A 22,406-nucleotide genomic window follows, 5' to 3' on the forward strand; every position below is an offset into this window, starting at 1 on the left:
GCCGGCAAGTGGAACAAGGCCCTCGACTCGGCCAACATTAGCGGCTGACGGAAGTGTTCGGCCATGATCAACCAAACTCCGACAGACGGATACGCCGGGTTCACACACATTTTGTGCACGATGCGCCCACAGGATGAAGCCGAACCGTCTCCAAAGGTGATGCAGAGTTGATCCCGCGGTGATCCTTTGGTCTCCGTCAGTGATCTATTCGTGTCTTGACGGTCCGTAAGTGGGCTCGCTTGGATCGTCTGGACCGTCGCCACGCCGTGCCTTTCGGCCCGCCGCCACACCCCACGCCAAGTCTGGATGACCAACGTGACATTCGCCAGAAGCACCCGAACGTCCGCAACGTACGCTGTTTCCCTGCTGGTTGTGGCAGCGGCCGCCCTGACGGGCTGCGGTTCCTCCGACTCCGGCAGCGACGACCCCTTGCAGGACGACGCCGCTGCCGGCGGGACGGTCGTGGTCGGTTCCAACAACTTCCCCGAGAGCATTCTGCTCGCCGATATCTACGGTGAGGCCCTCAAGTCCAAGGGCATAAAGGTCAGTTACAAGCTGAACATCGGCAGTCGTGAGACCACGTACGGACTTATCAAGAACGGCACGCTCACGGTCATGCCCGAATACAACGGCGCCCTTCTGTCGTATCTGGACGCCAAAGCGGTTCCGACTTCGGCCGAGGACACCATCAACCTCATCAACGCCGAACTCGACCCGAAGCTCACCCTGTTGGAGCCGTCCAAGGCCGAGGACAAGGACGCGGTCGGGATCAACGAGGCGACGGCCAAGCAGTACGGCCTGACCAGCGAGTCATCGATCGCCGACCTCGCCGACGTGGCCTCCGACCTGGTCATCGGCGGGTCGCCCGAGTTCCAGACCCGTCAGCAGGGGCTGCTGGGCCTGAAGTCGGAGTACGGCCTCGAATTCAAGTCCTTCAAGGCGCTGGACGCCGGCGGTCCGCTGACGGTCGCGGCCCTCAAGGGAAACAACATTCAGGCCGCGGACCTCTTCACGACGGACCCCACGATCAAGGCGAACAAGTTCGTCATCCTCAAGGACCCGAAGAACCTGTTCAGTTTCCAGAACGTGCTTCCGCTGGCATACAAGAGCGAACTCCCGGCAGAGGGAGTTTCCGTACTCAACGAGATATCGGCGAAGCTCGACACGGAAACCCTGATCGATCTCAACAGCCAGGTGCAGACCGACAGCAAGGACCCGCTGGACGTGGCCAAGGCGTGGCTGTCCTCCGCCGGACTGTCCTGACCGACGCGTGAGGGCCGGGGCGGACGTCCGTCCCGGCCGACGGCGCGATGATCCGCCGCACGCTCCGCGAGTTCCATGACGTCGTCATACTGCATGCAATACGAACTGTATGCAGTATGCTGACGGCTCCAACGGCCCCGGCTCGGAGGAGACATGGAAGATCTGGATCCCGCGGTGGTGCTGGGAATGGCTGCCCAGGCCCCCGACGGCATTGTGATCATCGACCGTGAAGGGCTGATCCGCTACTGGAACCGTGGAGCGGAGCGCATCTTCGGGTTCACCGCCGGCGAGGTCGCCGGCCGCAGCCTGGACATCATCATCCCCGAGAAGCACAGACAGCGTCACTGGGACGGCTTTGTGACGGCCATGGAGCAGGGGACCAACCGGTACGGCGACGCGGACCTGCTCGCCGTTCCCGCGCTGGGGGCGGACGGCCGCAAGCTCTCCATCGAGTTCAGCGTGGTGCTGCTGGCCGATCCCGACGGCGGCGCGGCGCACTGCGGCGCGGTCATCCGGGATGTCACCGCGCGCCGGGCCCGGGAGAAGGAGCGGATCCGCCGCAACGACGCCGCCGCGGAACACACCACAACCTGAGACGCACCACCGAAGCACCGGGCCACCGCCGCGACACGCGACGGTGGCCTTCCTTCGTCCTACGCACGCTCCGACGCCCCGCTGACATGCCGGTACCCCGCGTGCGGACCTCGCACGCGGGGTACCGGGTCATTTCAGCCAGGGGCCGGTCAGGCGACGACCTTGCCCTCGTGCAGCCTGCGGATGTCGTTGGCGTCGTAGCCGAGGTCCGCGAGCACCTCGTCGGTGTGCTCGCCGAGCAGCGGCGCACCCTCGATCTCGGGCTTGAAGCCGGAGAACTTGATCGGGCTGCCCACCGTCAGGTAGGTGCCGCGCTCCTTCTGCTCGACCTCGACGATCGTGCCGCTCTTGCGCATGTCGGGGTCGGCGGCGAGCTCCTTCATGCTGAGCACGGGCGCGCAGGGCACGTCGAACGTGCGCAGGATGTCGACCGCCTCGTACTTCGTCTTGTCGGCCAGCCACTTCTCGATCTCGCCGAAGATGTCCATGATGTGCGGCTGACGGGCCAGGGCGGTGGTGTACTCCGGGTCCTCGGCCCACTCGGGCTTGCCGATGGCCTCGGTGGTGCGCACCCAGTTCTGCTCCTGGATGGTGAAGTAGATGTAGGCGTTGGGGTCCGTCTCCCAGCCCTTGCACTTCAGGATCCAGCCCGGCTGGCCGCCGCCGCCGGCATTGCCGCCACGGGGCACCGCGTCGCCGAACTCACCGTTCGGGTACTGCGGGTACTCCTCCAGGAAGCCGAGCCTCTCCAGACGCTGCTGGTCACGGAGCTTGACCCGGGTCAGGTTGAGCACGGCGTCCTGCATGGACACCGATACCTTCTGGCCGAGGCCCGTCGCGTTGCGCTGGATGATCGCGGTGAGCAGGCCGATCAGCAGGTGCATACCGCTGTTGCTGTCACCGAGGGCGGCGCCGCTGATGGTCGGCGGGCCGTCCCAGAATCCGGTCGTGGACGCGGAGCCGCCGGCGGCCTGGGCGACGTTCTCGTAGACCTTGAGGTCGTTCCACTTCGAGTCGTCGTTGAAGCCCTTGACCGAGCCGAAGATCAGCCGCGGGTTCAGCTCGTGGATGTACTCCCAGCTGAGGCCCATGCGGTCCATGGCGCCCGGCGCGAAGTTCTCGACCAGGATGTCCGCCTCGCGGATCAGCTTCTCCATGACCTCCTTGCCCTCGGGGGCCTTGGTGTTGATGGCCAGCGAGCGCTTGTTGCTGTTCAGCATGGTGAAGTAGAGGGCGTCGAGGTCCGGGATGTCACGGAGCTGACGGCGCGTCACATCGCCGCCGTTGATGCGCTCGACCTTGATGACGTCGGCGCCGAACCAGGCGAGCATCTGTGTACACGCGGGACCGGCCTGGACCCCGGTGAAGTCGATCACCTTGATTCCGGCGAGCGGCTTTTCACTCATGATGTATTCCTTCTCCTGAATGCTCTCGGTGCGAGAGTCGGCTGTGCGGGGGCGGTGGTTCTGGGGTGGAGCGCTCGGGGTCGAGGCGCTCACTTCTTCTTCGGTGCGATGTTGCCGACGGTGATGCCCTTGGGGTTGAGGTGGGCGATGTGGCCGCTCTCGGTGCCGGCCGAGGGGTCGATCACGCAGTCGATGAGCGCGGGGCCGCCGAGCGCCAGCGCCTCCTTCAGGGCGGCGCTGACCTCGGCGGGCGTGGTCGCGCGGTAGCCCTTGCCGCCGAACGCCTCGATCATCAGGTCGTGGCGTGCCGAGAGCATCAGGGTGGTCGGCGACGGGGCGTCGTCGAGGGGGTTGACGTCATCGCCGCGGTAGACGCCGCCGTTGTTCATGATCACGGTGACCACGGGCAGCTTGTAGCGGCAGATCGTCTCCAGCTCCATGCCGCTGAACCCGAAGGCGCTGTCGCCCTCCACGGCCACGACCGGCTCGCCGCTCTCGACGGCGGCGGCGATCGCGTACCCCATGCCGATGCCCATGACGCCCCAGGTACCGCTGTCGAGGCGGTGGCGGGGTACGTGCATGTCGATCACGTTGCGGGCGATGTCCAGCGCGTTGGCGCCCTCGTTGACGATGTACGTCTCCGGGCGCTCGACCACGATGTCGCGGATCGCCTTCAGCGCGCCCATGAACTGCATCGGGTGCGGGTCGGCCTTGAGGCGCTCCGCCATCTTGGCCACGTTCTGCGCGGAGCGGGACGCCAACTCCTCGCGCCAGGCGGTGGGGGCGGCGATCTGGCCGGGCTTGGTCCGCTCGGCGATCGCGTCGAGCACGGACTCGATGTCTCCGACGAGCGGGGCCGCGATGGGCTGGTTGCTGTCCAGCTCCTTGGGCTCGATGTCGATCTGGATGAACTTCGCGTCAGGGTTCCAGCTCGGTGCTTCGCCGTGGTTCAGCAGCCAGTTGAGGCGGGCGCCGACCAACACGACGACGTCGGCCTTCTTCAGCGCCAGCGAACGGGCGGTGGCGGCCGACTGGGGGTGGTTGTCGGGCAGCAGGCCCTTGGCCATCGACATCGGTACGTACGGGATGCCGGTGGACTCGACGAACTCGCGGATCTTGTCGTCCGCCTGCGCGTACGCGGCGCCCTTGCCGAGCATGATCAGCGGCCGCTGTGCCCCCGCCAGCAGCTCGATCGCCCGGTCCACCGCCTCGGGCGCGGGCAGCTGACGCGGCGCCGGGTCGACGAGCCGGCTCAGCGTCTTGGCGCCGGCCTCCGCGTCCATGATGGAGCCGAGCACCGCGGCCGGGATGTCGAGGTAGACACCGCCGGGACGCCCGGAGATCGCGGTGCGCAGCGCGCGGGCGATACCGCGGCCGATGTCCTCGACCCGGCTCACGCGGTACGCGGCCTTCACGAACGGCTGCGCCGCGGCGAGCTGGTCCATCTCCTCGTAGTCGCCCTGCTTCAGGTCGACGAGGTGGCGCTCGCTGGAGCCGGAGATCTGGACCATCGGGAAACAGTTCGTGGTGGCGTTCGCCAGCGCGACGAGCCCGTTGAGGAAGCCCGGTGCGGACACCGTAAGCGCCACGCCCGGCTTCTTCGTGAGGTAACCGGCCGCCGCAGCCGCGTGTCCCGCGTTGCTCTCGTGACGGAAGCCGATGTAACGGATGCCCTGTGCCTGCGCGAGGCGGGCCAAGTCGGTGATCGGGATGCCGACCACCCCGTAGATGGTGTCCACGTCGTTCAACTTGAGCGCGTCGACGACCAGGTGGTACCCGTCGGTGAGCTCGGTCGGAACGTCGGCGGTCGCCGCTGTCTCCAGAGTCGAGGGGGCGGTCATGATCCGAGGTCCTCCTTGGGCAGGTCCTGCCGGTGCGGCTACTCATCTCACCATCCTGACCTGGGCTCCGCACGTCCAAGACCCATCGACGACCAGCTGATAAACAGCATCTATCGATACCTGGTGGCAGGCCTCCGACCAGCCCCGCGACCCCCTTGATAGACACCTGCTATCGCCCATTCGCCAGTGCGTATTGGACGCGCACCGCACACCACCGCAGGCTCGCAGTGGACTGGTTCATCAGACGTGTCGCGGGAGGTGGAGTCATGGCCGTTCCGGCGGCGGCATCCGTGTACGACGCGGAGCGGTACGGGCCACCCTCGGTCACGGGCCTCGTGGATCTCCTCGACCGGCACGTCCGCGAGCGACCGCACGCCCGTGCTCTCGTCGTCACCGGGGACCGGGTGCACCTGTCCTACCGCGCCCTCTCTGCCCTTGCCGACGACGTGGCGGCCCGTCTCGCCGGGACCGGACTGCGACGCGGTGACGCGATCGGGCTGATCTGCGCCAACAACGCCGAGTTCGTCGTCGGGCTCCTGGGTGCGGCGCGGGCCGGTCTGGTGGTCGCTCCGCTGGACCCGACGCTGCCCGCGACGCAGCTGTCCGACCGGCTCGAAGCACTGGGCGCCCAGGCCCTCCTGCTCGGTCCTTCCGTGAACGACGCCCCGCCTGCCGCTCAGGTCCCGGTCCCGACGTGGCCGCTCCGCGTCCTCGCCTCCCGTGCCGGAACGGCGACGGTCGCCCTGGACACGAGCGCGCCTGCCGTACGGGAGGTCCGCGGCGCGGCGGGCGAGCTCTCGGCCCAGGACGCCCTCGTCCTGTTCACCGCGGGTACCACCGCCCGCGCCAAGATGGTCCCGCTGACGCACGCCAACGTGGCCGCGTCCGTGCGGGGCATCTGCGCCACCTACGAACTGGGACCGGGCGACGCGACGGTCGCGGTGATGCCGTTCTTCCACGGCCACGGCCTGTTCGCGGCGCTGCTGGCGTCGCTGGCCAGCGGCGGATGCGTACTGCTGCCCGAGCGTGGACGGTTCTCGGCGCACACGTTCTGGGACGACATGCGGGCCGCCGGGGCCACCTGGTTCACGGCGGTCCCGACCATCCACGAAATCCTGCTGGACCGGGCGGGGACCGAGTACCCGGGTCCGCAGACCCCGCCGCTGAAGTTCGTCCGCAGTTGCAGCGCGCCCCTCAACACCGCGACGCAGCGGGCGCTGGAGCGCACGTTCGGCGCGCCACTGCTGTCCGCGTACGGGATGACCGAGTCCACGCACCAGGCCACCAGCGAACCGCTGCCGCCGGGCGGGCCCTTGAAGCAGGGGTCGGTCGGCCGGCCCACCGGAGTGGACCTCCGGGTCGTCGACCCGAGCGGGCGCACGTCTCCGGTCGGCACCGAGGGCGAGGTGTGGGTGCAGGGTCCGACGGTCGCCCGCGGCTACCTCGGCAACCCGGGCGAGACGGCACGCACCTTCACCGACGGCTGGCTGCGCACCGGTGACCTGGGCGTACTCGACGAGGACGGGTATCTGTCCCTCACCGGGCGGATCAAGAACCTCATCAACCGGGGCGGCGAGAAGATCTCGCCCGAGCATGTCGAGGACATCATCGCCGGTTGTCCCGGAGTGACCGAGGCTGCCGTGTTCGCCATCCCCGACGCGGTCTACGGGCAGCGGGTGGGCGCCGCCGTGGTCGTCCGCGAGGGCGAGAGCATCGGGTCCGAGCAGATCCTGCAGTACGCCCGTGACCGGCTGGCGGCCTTCGAGGTGCCGGACCGGATCGAACTCGTGGCCGCGCTGCCGCACACCGCCAAGGGAGCGCTCGACCGGCTGGCGGTGGAGGCCAAGTACGCGCCGTGAGGCCCGGCGCCACGCCGTGAGGTCCGGCTCGGCGCACGGGGCCCCGGCTCAGCGCACCCGGTGCTCGGCGGGCAACGGCTGGTTGAAGAAGTCGTCCAGCGCCAGTCCCGTCGCCGCGTTGACGAACGCCCGGGCGGCGACCGAACCGGGGGTCGCCGCGTGGATCGCCACCGAGACCTGCGCCCCGGCCTCGGGATCGACCAGGTGCAGCGCTCTCGTCCGGCCGATCACCGGCATCGCGCGCAGCCACGCGTGGGGCACGATGCTCGCCCACTCGCCGCCGCCCACGTGGGCGTAGAGGGAGGCGATCGAGTCCGTCTCCACCTGCGGGGTCACCACGAACCCCTTGTCCGCGAACACACTGTCGATGATCTGGCGGATCCGCATGTCGGGCGTCAGCAGCGCGAGGGGCAGCTGGGCCGCGTCCGCCCAGGTCATGGTGGAGGTGGTCCCCGAGGTCAGCTGATCGGCGGAGATCAGCAGCATGTACCGCTCCTGGTACAGGGGGACGACCTGGAGGCCCTCCTGGTCACCGGGGTCGAAGTGGGCGATCGCCACGTCCAGCTCGAAGTCGCGCAGCTGGCGGTGCAGCTCCTTCGTCGACAGCCGGGAGCGGACCTGGACCTTGGCCAGCGGATGGGCCGCGCAGAACGCGGCCACGGGGAGCGCCAGGGTCGTCGACGCGGTGGGGTCCGTGCCCAGCCGCAGCGTCCCGGTGATGCCGGACTGTACGGCGGCCACCTCGGCCTTGAAGGCGTCCTGCTCGGCGAGGATGCGCTTGGCCCACACGACGAGCCGTTCGCCCTCCGGGGTGAGGCCCTGGTAGTTGTGCCCGCGGTTGATCAGCGTGACGTTCAGCTCGCGCTCCAGCTTGGCGATGGCCGCCGAGAGCGCGGGCTGCGAGACGTAGCAGGATTCCGCCGCCCGGGCGAAGTGTCTCTCCCTGGCCACCGCTACGAAGTACTCCAGCTGACGGAACAGCATGAACGACTCCTCGCTGGTGCCATGTGATCGGCCAAGCCTACCCAGCCCGGCTGGTCACGCCCGTTGTCCGCTCCGCGCCAGGAGGTCCGTGGCGGCGTGGACCGCGCGCAGTGTGGGCGCGTCGGCCCCGGAGATGTCGGCCATCTCCACCACCGCGGTCACGATGGCGTCGAGCTCCAGCTGCTTGCCGGCCTCCAGGTCCTGGAGCATGGACGTCTTGTGGTGGCCCACCCCTTCAGCACCCCGCAGCCGCTTCTCGATCGAGATGTCGGGCGTACTGCCGACCCGGGAGGCGATGTCGAGGGTCTCCTCCATGAGCAGGGTGACCAGCCGCCGGGTGGGCGGGTGCCCGCAGATGTCGGCCATGGTGGCCCGGGTGAGCGCGCTGATCGGGTTGAAGGCGACGTTGCCCATGAGCTTGATCCAGATGTCGTCGCGCAGGTTCGGTTCCACCGGGCTCTTCAGCCCGCCCGCGACCATGGCCTCGCTCAGGGCCGTACAGCGGTCTGAGACACCTCCCGCCGGCTCGCCGATCGAGAACCTGGTGCCCTCCAGGTGCCGGATGACGCCGGGGGCCTCGATGACCGTGGCGGGGTAGACCACACAGCCGATCGCCCGCTCCGGCGGCAGCACCCGGCTGGTGGCGCCGCCGGGGTCGACCGCCTCGATCCTGCGGCCTTCGTAGGGGCCGGCCAGTTTGTGGAAATACCACCACGGAACGCCGTTCTGACCGGCCACCACCGCGGTCCGTTCGCCGAGCAGCGGGGCGATCAGGGATCCGCTGGACGGGTAGGAGTGCGCCTTCAGCCCCAGGAACACGTAGTCCACGGCGCCGACCTCGGCCGGGTCGTCGGTGGCGTGCGGCTGTGCCACGAAGTCGCCGCGCGGGCTGTTCACCCGCACCCCGTGGGCCCGTATCGCCTTCAGGTGCTCACCTCGCGCGATCAGGTGGACCTCGGCGCCACCACGGTGCAGTGCCGCTCCGACATAGGCGCCGATCGCACCGGCTCCGAGAACGGCGATTTTCATGGCGGCTCCTCTTCGAAGGGGGCGTGATGAATACTGTATGCAGTATCCTCACGAGATGTACAGTCTCGTGACACAGAGCCAAGGGGGCAGCTCGTGCTGACCGACACGCATGGCCGGACTGCCACCGATCTGCGGGTCTCACTGACCGACCGGTGCAATCTGCGGTGCACGTACTGCATGCCGGAAGAGGGCCTGCGGTGGCTGCCCAAGCCCGAGCTGCTCACGGACGACGAGATCGTGCGCATGGTCTCGATCGCGGTGACGGAACTGGGCGTCACCGAGGTGCGCTTCACCGGCGGCGAGCCCCTGCTCCGCCCTGGCCTGGTGGGCATCGTCGAGCGCTGCGCCGCCCTCGACCCGCGCCCCAGGCTCTCCCTCACCACCAACGGCATCGGCCTGGCCCGCACCGCCCAGGCGCTGCGCACCGCCGGGCTCGACCGGGTCAACGTCTCCCTGGACACCCTGAACCCGGAGGTCTTCCGCACCCTCACCCGGCGCGACCGGCACCACGACGTCATCGCGGGCCTCACCGCCGCCCACGACGCGGGCCTCACCCCGGTCAAGGTCAACACGGTCCTGCTGCGCGGCGTCAACGACGGCGAGGCCGCCGACCTGCTCGACTGGGCCCTCCAGCACGGCTACGAGCTGCGGTTCATCGAACAGATGCCGCTCGACGCCCAGCACGGCTGGCAGCGCGCGGACATGGTCACCGCCGCCGAGATCATCGAGCGGCTCTCGGCCCGTTTCGCCCTCACGCCCGAGCCGTCCGCGGTACGTGGCTCCGCGCCCGCCGAACGCTGGCTGGTCGACGGCGGACCCGCCCGGGTCGGAGTGATCGCCTCCGTCACCCGGCCGTTCTGCCGCGCCTGCGACCGCACCCGGCTCACCGCCGACGGGCAGGTCCGCGACTGTCTGTTCGCCCGCGAGGAGTCCGACCTGCGTGCAGTCCTGCGTGCCGGTGCGCCGGACCAGGCGATCGCCGACAGCTGGCGCGCCGCGATGTGGGGCAAGAAGGCAGGCTCAGGACTCGACGACCCGTCCTTCCTCCAGCCCCAACGCCCGATGTCCGCCATCGGCGGCTGACACTCCCCGATCGCTCGGAGCCGGCGGGCCACACCGCACCCAGTTGCCCGGGTCCGGCTGGCCGCACCGCACCCGATCGCCCGGGACCGGCGGGCCACACCACACCCGATCGCCCGGGACCGGCTGGCGGTACCGGCGCCGAGTGCCGGTACGGCCCGCCGGTCAACGCGTCAGCCGCGCGCACCGGTGCGGCCCGCCGTTCACCGCATCAGCCTTACCGCGGCGACCACCAACGGGTCGAGCCCGTCAGCTCCGGCGTCGACGAACTCGTACAGCCGGTCGCGCATGCGTGGGTCCCAGAACCTGCCCATGTGTCCCGCGATCGCCTCGGCGGCCGCCTCGCTCGTCAGGTGGACGTGGTTGGCCGCGATGTCGTTGGCCATCCGCGACTCCGGTGGCACTCCGCCCGCCATCTCAGTCCACCACCGTGACGAGTTGGTGGTCGTCCTCCACTTGGTGGTCGTCCTCGGCGACCGCCGTGTCGCTCTGCCCGAGCGGGTGCACGAGACCGACCTGTACGGCGGTCACCTTGTACTCCGGGCAGTTGGTCGCCCAGTCGGAGTTCTCGGTGGTGACCACGTTGGCGCCGGTCACCGGATGGTGGAACGTGGTGTAGACGACGCCGGCCGGCATCCGGTCGGAGATCTCCGCGTGCAGCGTCGTCTGCCCGACCCGGCTGGCCAGGGTGACCAGGTCGCCGTCCCTGATGCCGCGGGTCTCGGCGTCGTGCGGGTGCAGCTCCAGGATGTCCTCGGGGTGCCAGGCGACATTGCCGGTACGGCGGGTCTGCGCGCCCACGTTGTACTGGCTGAGGATGCGGCCCGTGGTCAGGACCAGCGGGAAGCGCCGGGTGCTGCGCTCGTTCGTCGCCACATAGCTGGTGACCACGAACTTGCCCTTGCCGCGCACGAATTCGTCGACGTGCATGACCGGCGTGCCCTCCGGAGCCGACTCGTTGCACGGCCACTGGACGCTGCCGAGCTTGTCGAGGACCTCGAAGGAGACACCGGTGAAGGTCGGCATGACCGTGGCGATCTCGTCCATGATCTGGCTCGGGTGGTCGTACGACATGGGGTAGCCCATGGCGGTGGCGACCTCGCTGATGATCTGCCACTCGTGCTTGCCCGTCTTCGGCTTCATCACCGCGCGCACCCGGTTGATCCGGCGCTCGGCGTTGGTGAAGGTGCCGTCCTTCTCCAGGAAGGACGCGCCGGGCAGGAAGACGTGCGCGAACTTGGACGTCTCGTTGAGGAACAGGTCCTGTACGACGACCAGTTCCATCGCTTCGAGCGCGGCGGTGACGTGCTTGAGGTTCGGGTCGGACTGGGCGATGTCCTCGCCGTGCACGAACAGACCCCGGAAGGTGCCGTCGATCGCGGCGTCGAACATGTTCGGAATCCGGAGTCCGGGCTCGGACAGGAGCGTGCCGCCCCAGAGCTTGTCGAACACCTCGCGTACGGCGTCGTCGGAGACGTGCCGGTAGCCGGGCAGTTCGTGCGGGAACGAGCCCATGTCGCACGCGCCCTGCACGTTGTTCTGACCGCGCAGCGGGTTCACGCCGACACCGTCACGGCCGATGTTGCCGCACGCCATCGCGAGGTTGGCCATTCCCATGACCATGGTCGAGCCCTGGCTGTGCTCGGTGACGCCGAGGCCGTAGTAGATGGCCCCGTTGGGTGCCCCCGCGTACAGCCGGGCGGCGGCCCTCAGTTCCTCGGACGGTACGCCGCTGACCTCCTCGGTGGCCTCCGGGCTGTTCTCCGGGCGGGCGACGAACTCGGCCCACTCGGCGAACCCTTCGCACCTCTGCGCCACGAAGGCCAGGTCCGCCAGCCCCTCGGTGACCACGACATGCGCCATGGCGTTGACGACGGCGACGTTCGTGCTCGGCTTGAGCTGGAGGTGGTGCGCGGCCTCGATGTGCGGCGAGCGCACCAGGTCGATACGGCGCGGGTCGACCACGATCAGCTCGGCGCCCTCGCGCAGCCGGCGCTTCATCCGGGAGGCGAACACCGGGTGCCCGTCGGTGGGGTTGGCCCCGATCACCATGATGACGTCGGCCTCTGCGACCGAGCGGAAGTCCTGGGTGCCCGCCGACTCGCCGAAGGTCTGCTTGAGTCCGTATCCCGTCGGGGAGTGGCAGACCCGGGCGCAGGTGTCGATGTTGTTGTTGCCGAAGGCCGCGCGCACCATCTTCTGTACGACGTAGACCTCTTCGTTGGTGCAGCGCGAGGAGGAGATGGCGCCGATCGAACTGGGACCGTACCGGCCCTGGAGTTCGCGCATCTTCGTGGCGACCGTACCGATGGCCTCTTCCCACTCGACCTCGCGCCACGGGTCGGTGATCTTCTCGCGGACCATGGGCTTGAGCACCCGGTCGGGGTGCGAGGCGTAGCCGAAGGCGAAGCGGCCCTTCACACAGGAGTGGCCCTCGTTCGCGCCACCGTCCTTGTGGGGCACCATCCGCACCAGTTCGTCGCCGCGCAGTTCGGCCTTGAAGGAGCAGCCGACACCGCAGTACGCGCAGGTGGTGATCACCGACCGGGTCGGCATGCCGAGTTCGACGACCGACTTCTCCTGGAGCGTCGAGGTCGGGCAGGCCTGCACGCAGGCCCCGCAGGAGACGCATTCGGAGTCCATGAAGGTCTCGCCGGCGCCGGCCGACACCTTGGAGTCGAAGCCGCGCCCCTCGATGGTGAGCGCGAACGTGCCCTGTACCTCGCCGCAGGCCCGCACGCAGCGGGAGCAGGTGATGCACTTGGAGGGGTCGAAGTCGAAGTACGGGTTGGAGGTGTCCTTCTCGGCGTCGAGGTGGTTCTCGCCCTCGTAGCCGTACCGCACCTGCCGCAGCCCGACCACGCCCGCCATGTCCTGCAACTCGCAGTCGCCGTTGGCCGGGCAGGTCAGACAGTCCAGCGGATGGTCGGAGATGTACAGCTCCATGACGCCCTGGCGGAGCTTCTCCACCTTCGGCGTCTGTGTCCTCACCTGCATGCCGTCGGCGCACGGTGTGGTGCAGGACGCCGGGGTGCCGCGACGGCCGTCGATCTCCACCACACACAGCCGGCACGAGCCGAACGGCTCAAGGCTGTCGGTGGCACACAGTTTGGGTATGTCGATCCCGGCCTGCGCGGCGGCGCGCATCACCGACGTGCCCTCCGGGACGGTCACCGGCATCCCGTCCACCTCCACCGAGACGGTCGCCTCGCCGGGCCTCTCCGGTGTGCCGAAGTCGGGTTCCTTGAGCAGTGTCATGCCGTGCCCTCCGTCCTCAAGCCGGTCGCAGATACGGGTTGGATCCCCAGGCTTCGACGACCGCCGAGGAAGTCGTCGGGGAAATACGTGATCGCGCTGCGTACGGGCATCGGCGTCAGGCCGCCCATCGCACAGAGCGAGCCATCGGTCATCAGGTCGCACAGATCCTCGAGCAACGCCAGGTTCTCGTCCCGGTGTTCACCGGCCACGATCTTGTCGATCACCTCGACACCGCGGACCGAACCGACCCGGCACGGGGTGCACTTGCCGCAGGACTCCTCCGCGCAGAACTCCATCGCGAAGCGCGCCTGTGCGGCCATGTCGACACTGTCGTCGAACACCACGAGGCCGCCGTGGCCGACCATCGCGCCGGCCGCCGCGAACGCCTCGTAGTCCATCGGCAGGTCGAACATCGTCGTCGGCAGATAGGCGCCGAGCGGCCCGCCGACCTGCACCGTGCGCACCGGGCGCCCGGAGAACGTGCCTCCGCCGTAGTCCTCGACGAGTTCGCGCAACGTTACGCCGAACGCGGTCTCCACGATGCCGCCGTGCGCGATGTTGCCGCCGAGCTGGAACACCTGGGTGCCGCGGGAGCGTTCGACGCCGAGTTCCTGGTAGGCCTTCGCGCCGTCCGCGAGCACGACGGGGACGGTGGCCAGCGTGAGGACGTTGTTCACGACGGTCGGTTTGCCGAACAGGCCCTCGATCGCGGGGATCGGCGGCTTGGCGCGGACCGTGCCGCGCTTGCCCTCCAGGCTCTCCAGCATGGAGGTCTCCTCGCCGCAGATGTACGCGCCGGCGCCGACCCGGACATGCAGATCGAAGTCGAGCGCGGAACCGAGGATGCCCTTGCCGAGCCAGCCGTGTTCGCGGGCGATGCCGATCGCCGCGCGCATCGTGGCCACCGCGTCGGGGTACTCCGAGCGGATGTAGAGGTAGCCCTCGCTCGCACCGACCGCGTGCGCGGCGATCGTCATGCCCTCGATGAGCATGAAGGGGTCTCCCTCCATGACCATCCGGTCGGCGAAGGTCCCGCTGTCGCCCTCGTCCGCGTTGCAGCAGACGAACTTGAGCTCGTCCCTGCAGCCGAGCACGGTCTTCCACTTGATGCCGGCCGGGAATCCCGCGCCGCCGCGGCCGCGCAGTCCGGAGTCGGTGACCTCCGTGACCACGTCCTCGGGGGCGAGCGCCAGGGCCGCTCGCAGCCCCGCCAGTCCGCCGTGCGCCACATAGTCCTCGGTCGACAGGGGGTCCGTGACGCCGATTCTGGCGAAGGTGACGCGGTTCTGGCGGGCCAGCCAGGGCAGTTCGTCCACCAGGCCGAGCCGCAGTGGGTGGTCGGCGCCGTCGAGCATGCCGGCGGCGAGGAGGCCCTCCAGGTCCGCGGGGGCCACCGGTCCGTAGCCGACGCGGCCCTGCGGGGTCACCACCTCGACCAGCGGCTCAAGCCAAAGCATGCCGCGCGATCCGTTGCGTACGATCTCGATGTCGAAGTCGGCTCCGACGGCGGCCAGTTGAAGGGCGTCCGCGACCTCGTCCGCGCCGACGGACCTGGCCGCCGAGTCGCGGGGGACATAGACCTTCGCGGTGGAACCCGACTGCGCCGTTGGGCGCGAAACGTCGTTCACGATGACACCGTCCCGTTGAGTATCGCGCCCAGCTTGGCCGGGCCCACTCGTCCGTGCAGTCGGCCGTTCACCTCTACCGCCGGGCCCAGCGCGCAGTTGCCGAGGCAGAAGACCTGCTCCACGGTCACCGCGCCGTCCGCCGTCGTCTCCCCCAGCGCAAGTCCGGCCTCGCGGGCGTAGCTCACCAGGCTGTTCGCACCCAGGGACTGGCAGGCCTCGGCGCGGCAGATCCGTACCGTGGTGCGCCCGGCGGGCTCGCGGCGGAAGTCGTGGTAGAAGGTCACCACTCCGTGGACGTCCGCGCGGGAGAGGTTGAACTCGTCGGCGAGTACCGGTATCGCCTCCTGCGGCACATGGCCCAACTCGGCCTGAACGGCGTGCAGTACGGGCAGCAGCGCGCCGCGCTCGCCCCGGTGACGGGCCGCCACCCTCCGCACCACGTTCTCGACCGTCACGTCACTCCCGCTGGTCGTCATGATCGCTCTCCAAGAGCCGATAGCGGTGCTTGCAGGGGTCTGAGACGATACCCCATACAGGCTTCTGTATACAGAACTCCGTCACACTCCACCGCGGAACAGTGGACGCCATCTTGCATACCAAAACCTGTATGCTGAGGCCGCCGTCGGCAACCCTCTCGGCGACCACCACTTGGCAAAGCCGTCGGCCCCACCGGCCCGGTGGCAGAACGGGGCAATCATGCGCGAGGCACTCACGGCCGCCGCGTCCCGGCGCGTCACCCGCCCGGCACCGCTGCGCCAGGCCGTCTACGACGCCCTGACCGAGCTGATCGTCAGCGGCTCCCTCAAGCCCGGCCAGCACCTCGTCGAGGCCGAGCTCGCCGAACACCTCGGGGTCAGCCGGCAGCCGGTCCGCGAGGCCCTGCAACGGCTCCAGACCAACGGCTGGGTCGACCTCCGCCCCGCCCAGGGCGCCTTCGTGCACTCCCCCACCGAGGTGGAGGCCGCCCAGCTCCTCAGTGTCCGCGCGGTCCTTGAGACCTACTCGGCCCAGCTCGCCGCCGAGAACGCGAAGCCCGAGGACGTCGAACGGCTCTGGGAGCTGCAGGAGCAGGGCGTCCAGGCGCTCGCCGAGGGTGATGTCGTACGCCTGGTCGCGGCCAACACCGCGCTGCACGCCTTCGTCACCTCCGTGGCCGACAACGCCGTACTGACGGAGTTGATCTCGCTGGTGGGCCAGAAGGTGCGCTGGTACTACACGCCCATCGCACAGCCCCGCGGCAAGGAAGCCTGGAACGAGCACTCCCAGCTCATCAAGGCCATCGCCAAGGGAGACGCGGACCGCGCGAGCGAGATCATGCGCACCCACACCGAACACACCACCGACTTCTATCGCAGGCAGATCGCCGCCGGGGCCACCCAGGACTGACCCGTCGAGCGTCCCCACGGGCTGCCCCACGGCCGGACTCAGGACGCCGCGAGGGAGTCGGCGGCCCGGTGGGCGGCCCGGAGCGGGGCACCGGCCACCGCCGGATGGACCGCCTCCGCGCCGACGGCTGCCTGTAGTTCGAGCAGCCACGGCAGGACCGTACGCAACACGATGTCGAGCCCTCCGCCGTCCCGTCCGAGCATCGCGTCGGCCGGAACCAGCACCGGGTCGGCGAACACGGTGGATGTCGCGCTGCCGCCCGGCCCTCCCCCGTCGGGCCGGGCCGGCACGAACAGGTCCGGGGCGTGCGCCGGAACCACCCAGAGCGTCAGCCCGTCCGCCGCGGTGAGCGGCCGGGAGGACCAGACATAGCTGTCCGCCTCTCCTGCCGCGACCACCTGATGCTTACGGGCCCGCAGGGCGACCACGTCCCCGGAGCGGGCGGCGGTGGAGCGCGACGCCCAGAACTCCCCCTGCGCGCCCTGTTCGCCGGGCGCGTCCTCGGCCAGGGCGAGGCTGCCGAGATGGCGTCCGGCGGCGACCTCGCCGCGGACCCAGGCGCTGCCGTACGACTCGATGACGGCGACCGCCGCGTAGTGGGACTGGAGCACGGCCGCCGTCGCCGGGCAGACGCGGGCGATCCGCGCCACCACCTCGGCGGCGTCCGACAGGCCCATCCCGGCGCCGCCGAATTCCGTGGAGACGGTGAGCCCCAGCAGCCCGGCGCGGCCGAGGGCCGTCACCGAGGCGCGGGGAAATCTCGCTGTCGTGCCGGTCGCTTCGGCGGTCGGCTCGATGACGGTACTCAGAACTTCAGAGAGAGCGGTGCGGTACGACACGGGGTGACCCCCTCCTCGGGAGCGCGGCTCCACTGAGCGGCGCGCATGATTGCATACAGTATTCTGGATCCGACCGGATGCGCCAGAGGTGCGGCAAGGGCAATTGGCGAAGGAGGTGATTTCCGCGATATTCGCGTCACGAGCGGCGCTCAAGATGGCTATTGCATACTAAAGTCAGTATCCCGAAGCCAGTGGCTGTGGATCAGCGGTCCGACGCGGATCGGCAGCCCAACGGGGACCAGCAGTCCAATGACGGGGAGGGTTCCATGCCCGACACACCCACCGTGACGGCCCGCGGGCCGATCGCCCGGCCCGCCCCACTGCGCCAGGCCGTCTACGACGCCCTGACCGAGCTGATCATCAACGGCTCCCTCAAGCCGGGTCAGCACCTCGTCGAGGCCGAGCTCGCCGACCATCTCGGCGTCAGCCGCCAGCCCATACGCGAGGCGCTGCAACGGCTGCACACCACCGGCTGGGTCGATCTGCGCCCCGCCCAGGGCGCGTTCGTGCACTCCCCCACGCCGGAGGAGTGCGCCCAGCTCCTCAGTGTCCGAGGCGTCCTCGAAACGCACTCCGCACGGGGCGCCGCGGAACACGCCACACCGCACGACGTCGAGCACCTGTGGGAACTGCAGCAGGTCGGTCTCACCGCCCTCGCGGCCGGCGACGCCCGCGCCATCGTCGAGGCGAACGCCGCGCTGCACGGCCACATCACGCACCTGTCCCGCAACGCGGTCCTCGCGGAGCTCATCCCCCAGGTCGACCGTCGCGTGCGCTGGTACTACATGCCCATCGCCAAGCCGCGCGGCAAGGACGCCTGGAGCGAGCACGCCCAGATCATCCGGGCCATCGCCGACGGCGACCCCGAGCGTGCCGAACACCTCATGGGCCGGCACACCCGGAACACCGCCGACTTCTACTGCGCGCAGATCGCCGCGGTGGCCGCCCGACGCACCTGGTGACCGGGGTGGGAGCGGTTCACCGCCCCGGGTCTATCTCCCGCAGCAGCCCGGTCGACACGTCGAAGACGAAACCCCGCACGTCGTCGGTGTGCGGGAGGAACGGCGAGGTCCGCACCCGCTGGATCGACTGGCGTACGTCCTGATCGACGTCCTTGAAGGACTCGACGGCCCACGCCGGCCGCTGCCCGACCTCCATCTCCAGCTCGATCCGGAAGTCCTCGGTCAGGCTCTGCAGACCGCAGCCGGTGTGGTGGATGAGGACGACGCTGCGGGTGCCGAGGGCGCGTTGGCTGATCGTCAGAGAGCGGATCGTGTCGTCGGTGACCACACCGCCCGCGTTGCGGACGGTGTGGCAGTCGCCCAGCTCGAGGCCGAGCGCGGCATGCAGGTCGATCCGGGCGTCCATGCAGGCCACGACGGCGACGCCGAGGACCGGGCGGGCGCCCATACCGGGATCGACGAATCCGGCGGCGTAGGCGCGGTTGGCCTCCAGGAGCCGGTCGGTGACCGTCTCGCCGCCGGGATTCCTGTTGGTGGGCTGAGCGAGAAGACGGGGTGCTGGTGTCGACATGCTGGGCTACCTCACTCCGGTCGAGCGCCTGAGAAAGAGGAACTGCATCAGACCTGTATACGGTATGAAGTAGCCAGTATTCGTAATCCCGAGGCCCCTTGTCCAGAGGCCGTACAAGGGTTCAGGCGACCAGCGCGGGCTCCAGCCGGACGACGACCCCCTTCGACGTGGGGGTGTTGCTGATGTCGGCCACGCTGTCCAGCGGCACCAGGACGTTGGTCTCGGGGTAGTACGCCGCTGCCGAACCGGGGGTGGTCGGGTAGGCGACCACCCGGAACTTCGGGGCACGGCGTTCCACACCGTCGTGCCAGACGCTGACCAGGTCCACCTCGCTGCGGTCGGCGAGCCCGAGCGCCTCCAGGTCGGCGGGGTTGACGAGGACCACCCGGCGTCCGTTGTGGATGCCCCGGTAGCGGTCGTTCATGGCGTACGGGATGGTGTTCCACTGGTCGTGCGAGCGCAGCGTCTGGAGCAGCAGATGCCCTGCGGGGGCGCTCAGCATCTCGAAGTCGTTGCAGGTGAAGACGGCTTTGCCGCTCTGGGTGGGGAACACGCCCGAGTTCACCGGGTTGGGCAGCCGGAAACCGCCCGGCCGGTCGACCCGGGCACTGAAGTCGTCGAAGCCGGGGACGACCCGGGAGATCCGGTCGCGGATCGTGCCGTAGTCCGCCTCGAACTTCTCCCAGGGGATGGACGACTGGTCACCCAGGGTCCGCCGGGCCAGTCGCGAGATGATCGCGACCTCGCTCAGCAGGTGCGGTGAGGCCGGGTGCAGACGGCCCCGGGAGGCGTGCACCTCGCTCATGGAGTCCTCGACGGTGATGAACTGCTCGACGCCCGACTGGATGTCCCGGTCGCTGCGGCCCAGCGTGGGCAGGATCAGCGCGGTATCGCCGCAGACGGTGTGCGAGCGGTTGAGCTTGGTGGAGATGTGCGCGGTGAGACTGCAGCGGCGCATCGCCCGCTCGGTGACGTCGCTGTCGGGCGTGGCCCTGATGAAGTTGCCCGCGACGCCGACGAAGACCTTGGCCTCGCCGTCGCGCATGGCGCGGATGGCGTTCACCGAGTCCAGACCGTGCTTGGTGGGCGGGGTGAAGGCGAACTCGCGCTCCAGGGCGTCCAGGAAGGTCTGCGGCATCCGTTCCCAGATACCCATGGTCCGGTCGCCCTGCACATTGCTGTGGCCGCGCACCGGGCAGACGCCCGCTCCGGGTTTGCCGATGTTGCCGCGCAGCATGAGGAAGTTGACGACCTCACGGATGGTGGGGACGGCGTGCTTCTGCTGGGTGAGCCCCATCGCCCAGCAGACGATGATGTTCTCCGCGCCGAGGACGCGCTCGCCCACCTCCTCGATCTCCTCGCGGGTGAGCCCGGTGGCCTCCAGGATGTCGTCCCAGTTGGCCTTGCGGGCCTGCGCGGCGAACGCCTCGAAGCCGATCGTGGAGACGTCGATGAATCCGTGGTCGATGACCGTTCCGGGCTTCGCGTCCTCCGCCTCCAGGAGCAGCAGGTTCAGTGCCTGGAAGAGCGCGAGGTCGCCGCCGGGGCGGATCTGCAGGAACTGGTCGGCGATGGCGGTGCCGCGGCCGATGATTCCGCGGGCCTTCTGCGGGTGCTTGAACCGCATGAGACCGGCCTCGGGCAGCGGGTTCACGGCAACGATGTGGCCACCGTTGAGCTTGGTCTCCTCCAGCGCGGAGAGCATCCGCGGGTGGTTGGTCCCGGGGTTCTGGCCGACCACGAAGACGAGGTCGGAGTGGTGGATGTCGTCCAGGCTCACGCTGCCCTTGCCGATGCCCAGCGTCTCGCCCAGCGCGGAACCGCTGGACTCGTGGCACATGTTGCTGCAGTCGGGCAGGTTGTTGGTGCCGTACGCCCGGGCGAAGAGCTGGAGGAGGAAGGCGGCCTCGTTGTTGAGCCGGCCCGAGGTGTAGAAGAGGGCCTCGTCGGGCGAGTCCAGCAGGCGCAGTTCCTCGGCGAGCAGGCCGAGCGCGTCGTCCCAGCCGATCGGCTCGTAGTGGTCCGAGCCGGGCCGCTTGACCATGGGTTCGGTCAGCCGGCCCTGCTGGTTGAGCCAGTAGTCGGACTTCTGGCCCAGCTCGGACACCGAGTGTTCCCGGAAGAAGTCGGCGGTGACGCGGCGTGAGGTCGCCTCGTCGTTGATGTGCTTGGCGCCGTTCTCGCAGTACTCGTTCTTGGCCCGGTGGCCCGGCGCGGGTTCCGGCCAGGCGCAGCCGGGGCAGTCGAAGCCCTTGGTCTGGTTGATGTTCAGCAGGGTCAGGGCGGTACGCCGGACCGTGGTCTGGCCCAGTGAGTACTCGATCGCGTGCGTGACGGCGGGCAGTCCGGTCGCCCAGGTCTTGGGCGCGGTGACTTCCAGACGGTCTTCCGGGTCCTCGATGGTGCTCATGATCTGGCCTGTGCCTCTCTGCCGCTCGCGCGCGCGACGGAGCCGGCGCCGCGACGGGAATCGAATGCCCGCTCTTGATCAGCTTCGGCCAAGCCGTGAGAGGGCGTCAAAGAGACATCAACTTCTACGTGATAAACGCCGCCTATCAAGCGGGCGGCGCCCCTTCTGACCTGCTCCGACGACAGTCGTCGGGTGGACAGATGTCGGTCAGATCACACCCTGCGCCCTGAGCAGCGGCAGCTCCTCGTGCGAGATGCCGAGCTCGCGGAGGTAGATCTCCTCGTTGTGCTCGCCGAGCAGCGGGGACCGCTCCACCTTGACCGGGGAGTCGGAGAGTTTCAGCGGGTTGCCGACCGTGACGTACGAGCCACGCTCGGGGTGCTCGACCGTGACGACGATCTCGTTGGCGACGAGCGAGGCGTCCTCGATGATCTCCTTGGTGGACAGGACGGGCCCGCAGGGGATGTGGTGGGCGTTGAGCGCCTCCAGGACCAGCATCTTGGGGAGCGTGCGGGTCCATTCCTCGATGAGCTGGAACATCTTCCCGAGCTTGGGCAGCCGGGCTTCGGGGGTGGCCCACTCGGGGTCCTCCGCCAGTTCGGGCCGGCCGATGAGCTCGCTGATCGGCTTCCAGCCGACGGGCTGCACGATGACGTACACATAGTCGTTGGGGCCGCCGGGGGCGCATCGGACCGCCCAGCCGGGCTGACCGCCGCCGGACGCGTTGCCCGAGCGCGGCACCTCGTCGCCGAAGTCCTCGTTCGGGAACTCCGCGAGCGGGCCGTGCGCGAGCCGCTGCTGATCGCGCAGTTTCACCCGGCAGAGGTTGAGCACGGCGTGCTGCATCGCGACGTTGACCCGCTGGCCGCGACCGGTGTGGGTGCGCTGGAAGAGGGCGGCCAGGATCCCCGCCACGGCGTGCATTCCGGTACCGGAGTCACCGATCTGTGCGCCTGTCGCCATGGGCGGGCCGTCCTCGAAGCCGGTGGTCGACATCGACCCGCCCATGGCCTGGGCGACGACCTCGTACGCCTTGTAGTTGGTGTACGGGCCTTCGCCGAAGCCCTTGATGGAGGCGTAGACGATGCGCGGGTTGAGCTCGCGGATGCGGTCCCAGGTGAAGCCCATGCGGTCGATGGCGCCGGGTCCGAAGTTCTCGACCATGACGTCGGAGGTCCGGATCAGCTCGGCGAGGATCTCTTTGCCGCGTTCGGTCTTGGTGTTGAGGGTGATGCTGCGTTTGTTGCTGTTGAGCATCGTGAAGTACAGGGAGTCGACGTCCGGGAGGTCACGCAG

At 69.1% G+C, this 22,406-nt stretch carries 18 protein-coding genes; 6 read left to right on the forward strand and 12 right to left on the reverse strand.

Annotated features, from left to right (window positions below; translation table 11 throughout):
• Positions 1–306: 306 nt before the first annotated feature.
• Positions 307–1,263, forward strand: a complete 957-nt coding sequence (locus AB0N66_RS38260) for an ABC transporter substrate-binding protein (RefSeq protein ID WP_365444058.1) — start codon at positions 307–309, stop codon at positions 1,261–1,263.
• A 153-nt stretch (positions 1,264–1,416) separates the two neighbouring features.
• Complete coding sequence (locus AB0N66_RS38265; protein WP_365444061.1) at positions 1,417–1,857, forward strand: PAS domain S-box protein; 441 nt, start codon at positions 1,417–1,419, stop codon at positions 1,855–1,857.
• Positions 1,858–2,006: 149 nt separating this feature from the next.
• On the opposite strand, the gene frc (AB0N66_RS38270) is transcribed toward AB0N66_RS38265, so the two are convergent.
• Positions 2,007–3,263, reverse strand: a complete 1,257-nt coding sequence (frc, locus tag AB0N66_RS38270; protein WP_365444064.1) for a formyl-CoA transferase — start codon at positions 3,261–3,263, stop codon at positions 2,007–2,009.
• A gap of 89 nt (positions 3,264–3,352) precedes the next feature.
• On the reverse strand, positions 3,353–5,104 hold the full coding sequence (gene oxc / locus AB0N66_RS38275) for an oxalyl-CoA decarboxylase (protein ID WP_365444067.1): 1,752 nt from the start codon (positions 5,102–5,104) through the stop codon (positions 3,353–3,355).
• Positions 5,105–5,370: 266 nt separating this feature from the next.
• On the opposite strand from oxc, the gene AB0N66_RS38280 reads away from it, so the two are divergent.
• Entirely contained in the window at positions 5,371–6,963 is a 1,593-nt protein-coding gene (locus AB0N66_RS38280; protein ID WP_365444070.1) for a FadD7 family fatty acid--CoA ligase, read from the forward strand.
• A 48-nt stretch (positions 6,964–7,011) separates the two neighbouring features.
• Here the strand turns inward: AB0N66_RS38280 and AB0N66_RS38285 are convergent, their stop codons facing one another.
• A complete protein-coding gene (locus AB0N66_RS38285; protein WP_365444073.1) occupies positions 7,012–7,947 on the reverse strand; it encodes a LysR family transcriptional regulator in 936 nt (311 codons plus the stop codon).
• 54 nt (positions 7,948–8,001) lie between these two features.
• Positions 8,002–8,976: a 2-dehydropantoate 2-reductase gene (locus AB0N66_RS38290; protein ID WP_365444076.1), complete on the reverse strand. Its 975-nt coding sequence runs from the start codon at positions 8,974–8,976 to the stop codon at positions 8,002–8,004.
• A 93-nt stretch (positions 8,977–9,069) separates the two neighbouring features.
• Here AB0N66_RS38290 and moaA point away from each other — a divergent pair, with 93 nt between their 5' ends.
• Positions 9,070–10,059, forward strand: coding sequence for a GTP 3',8-cyclase MoaA (gene moaA, locus AB0N66_RS38295; RefSeq protein WP_365444079.1), 990 nt, complete (start codon positions 9,070–9,072; stop codon positions 10,057–10,059).
• A 200-nt stretch (positions 10,060–10,259) separates the two neighbouring features.
• Here the strand turns inward: moaA and AB0N66_RS38300 are convergent, their stop codons facing one another.
• The 4 genes from AB0N66_RS38300 to AB0N66_RS38315 are packed head-to-tail and all read right to left on the reverse strand — an operon-like array spanning position 10,260 to position 15,418.
• Positions 10,260–10,442: a formate dehydrogenase subunit delta gene (locus tag AB0N66_RS38300; protein WP_365444081.1), complete on the reverse strand. Its 183-nt coding sequence runs from the start codon at positions 10,440–10,442 to the stop codon at positions 10,260–10,262.
• Between the two features lie 31 nt (positions 10,443–10,473).
• The gene (gene fdhF / locus AB0N66_RS38305; RefSeq protein ID WP_365444084.1) at positions 10,474–13,314 is read right to left on the reverse strand and encodes a formate dehydrogenase subunit alpha; all 2,841 of its coding nucleotides are present in this window, start codon (positions 13,312–13,314) and stop codon (positions 10,474–10,476) included.
• Complete coding sequence (locus AB0N66_RS38310; RefSeq protein ID WP_365444087.1) at positions 13,311–14,942, reverse strand: NADH-ubiquinone oxidoreductase-F iron-sulfur binding region domain-containing protein; 1,632 nt, start codon at positions 14,940–14,942, stop codon at positions 13,311–13,313. The genes fdhF and AB0N66_RS38310 overlap by 4 nt, the downstream gene beginning before the upstream one ends.
• Positions 14,939–15,418: an NAD(P)H-dependent oxidoreductase subunit E gene (locus AB0N66_RS38315; RefSeq protein WP_365444090.1), complete on the reverse strand. Its 480-nt coding sequence runs from the start codon at positions 15,416–15,418 to the stop codon at positions 14,939–14,941. Before AB0N66_RS38315 ends, AB0N66_RS38310 begins: the two co-directional genes overlap by 4 nt.
• A gap of 220 nt (positions 15,419–15,638) precedes the next feature.
• Here AB0N66_RS38315 and AB0N66_RS38320 point away from each other — a divergent pair, with 220 nt between their 5' ends.
• Positions 15,639–16,328, forward strand: coding sequence for a GntR family transcriptional regulator (locus AB0N66_RS38320; RefSeq protein ID WP_365444092.1), 690 nt, complete (start codon positions 15,639–15,641; stop codon positions 16,326–16,328).
• Positions 16,329–16,366: 38 nt separating this feature from the next.
• Here AB0N66_RS38320 and AB0N66_RS38325 read toward each other — a convergent pair whose 3' ends face one another.
• On the reverse strand, positions 16,367–17,167 hold the full coding sequence (locus tag AB0N66_RS38325) for an acyl-CoA dehydrogenase family protein (RefSeq protein WP_365444095.1): 801 nt from the start codon (positions 17,165–17,167) through the stop codon (positions 16,367–16,369).
• Positions 17,168–17,433: 266 nt separating this feature from the next.
• Between AB0N66_RS38325 and AB0N66_RS38330 the strand changes: the two genes are divergently transcribed.
• Entirely contained in the window at positions 17,434–18,129 is a 696-nt protein-coding gene (locus tag AB0N66_RS38330) for a GntR family transcriptional regulator (RefSeq protein ID WP_365444098.1), read from the forward strand.
• A gap of 16 nt (positions 18,130–18,145) precedes the next feature.
• On the opposite strand, the gene AB0N66_RS38335 is transcribed toward AB0N66_RS38330, so the two are convergent.
• The 3 genes from AB0N66_RS38335 to frc (AB0N66_RS38345) all read right to left on the reverse strand — a co-directional run.
• Complete coding sequence (locus AB0N66_RS38335) at positions 18,146–18,700, reverse strand: carbonic anhydrase (protein ID WP_365444101.1); 555 nt, start codon at positions 18,698–18,700, stop codon at positions 18,146–18,148.
• 121 nt (positions 18,701–18,821) lie between these two features.
• Positions 18,822–21,110, reverse strand: a complete 2,289-nt coding sequence (locus tag AB0N66_RS38340) for an FdhF/YdeP family oxidoreductase (RefSeq protein WP_365444104.1) — start codon at positions 21,108–21,110, stop codon at positions 18,822–18,824.
• Between the two features lie 207 nt (positions 21,111–21,317).
• Positions 21,318–22,406, reverse strand: a 1,089-nt coding sequence (gene frc, locus AB0N66_RS38345; protein ID WP_365444107.1) for a formyl-CoA transferase, incomplete at its 5' end; no start/stop codon positions are given.

It is taken from the genome of Streptomyces sp. NPDC093544, from assembly GCF_040683495.1.
Taxonomy (GTDB): Bacteria; Actinomycetota; Actinomycetes; order Streptomycetales; family Streptomycetaceae; genus Streptomyces.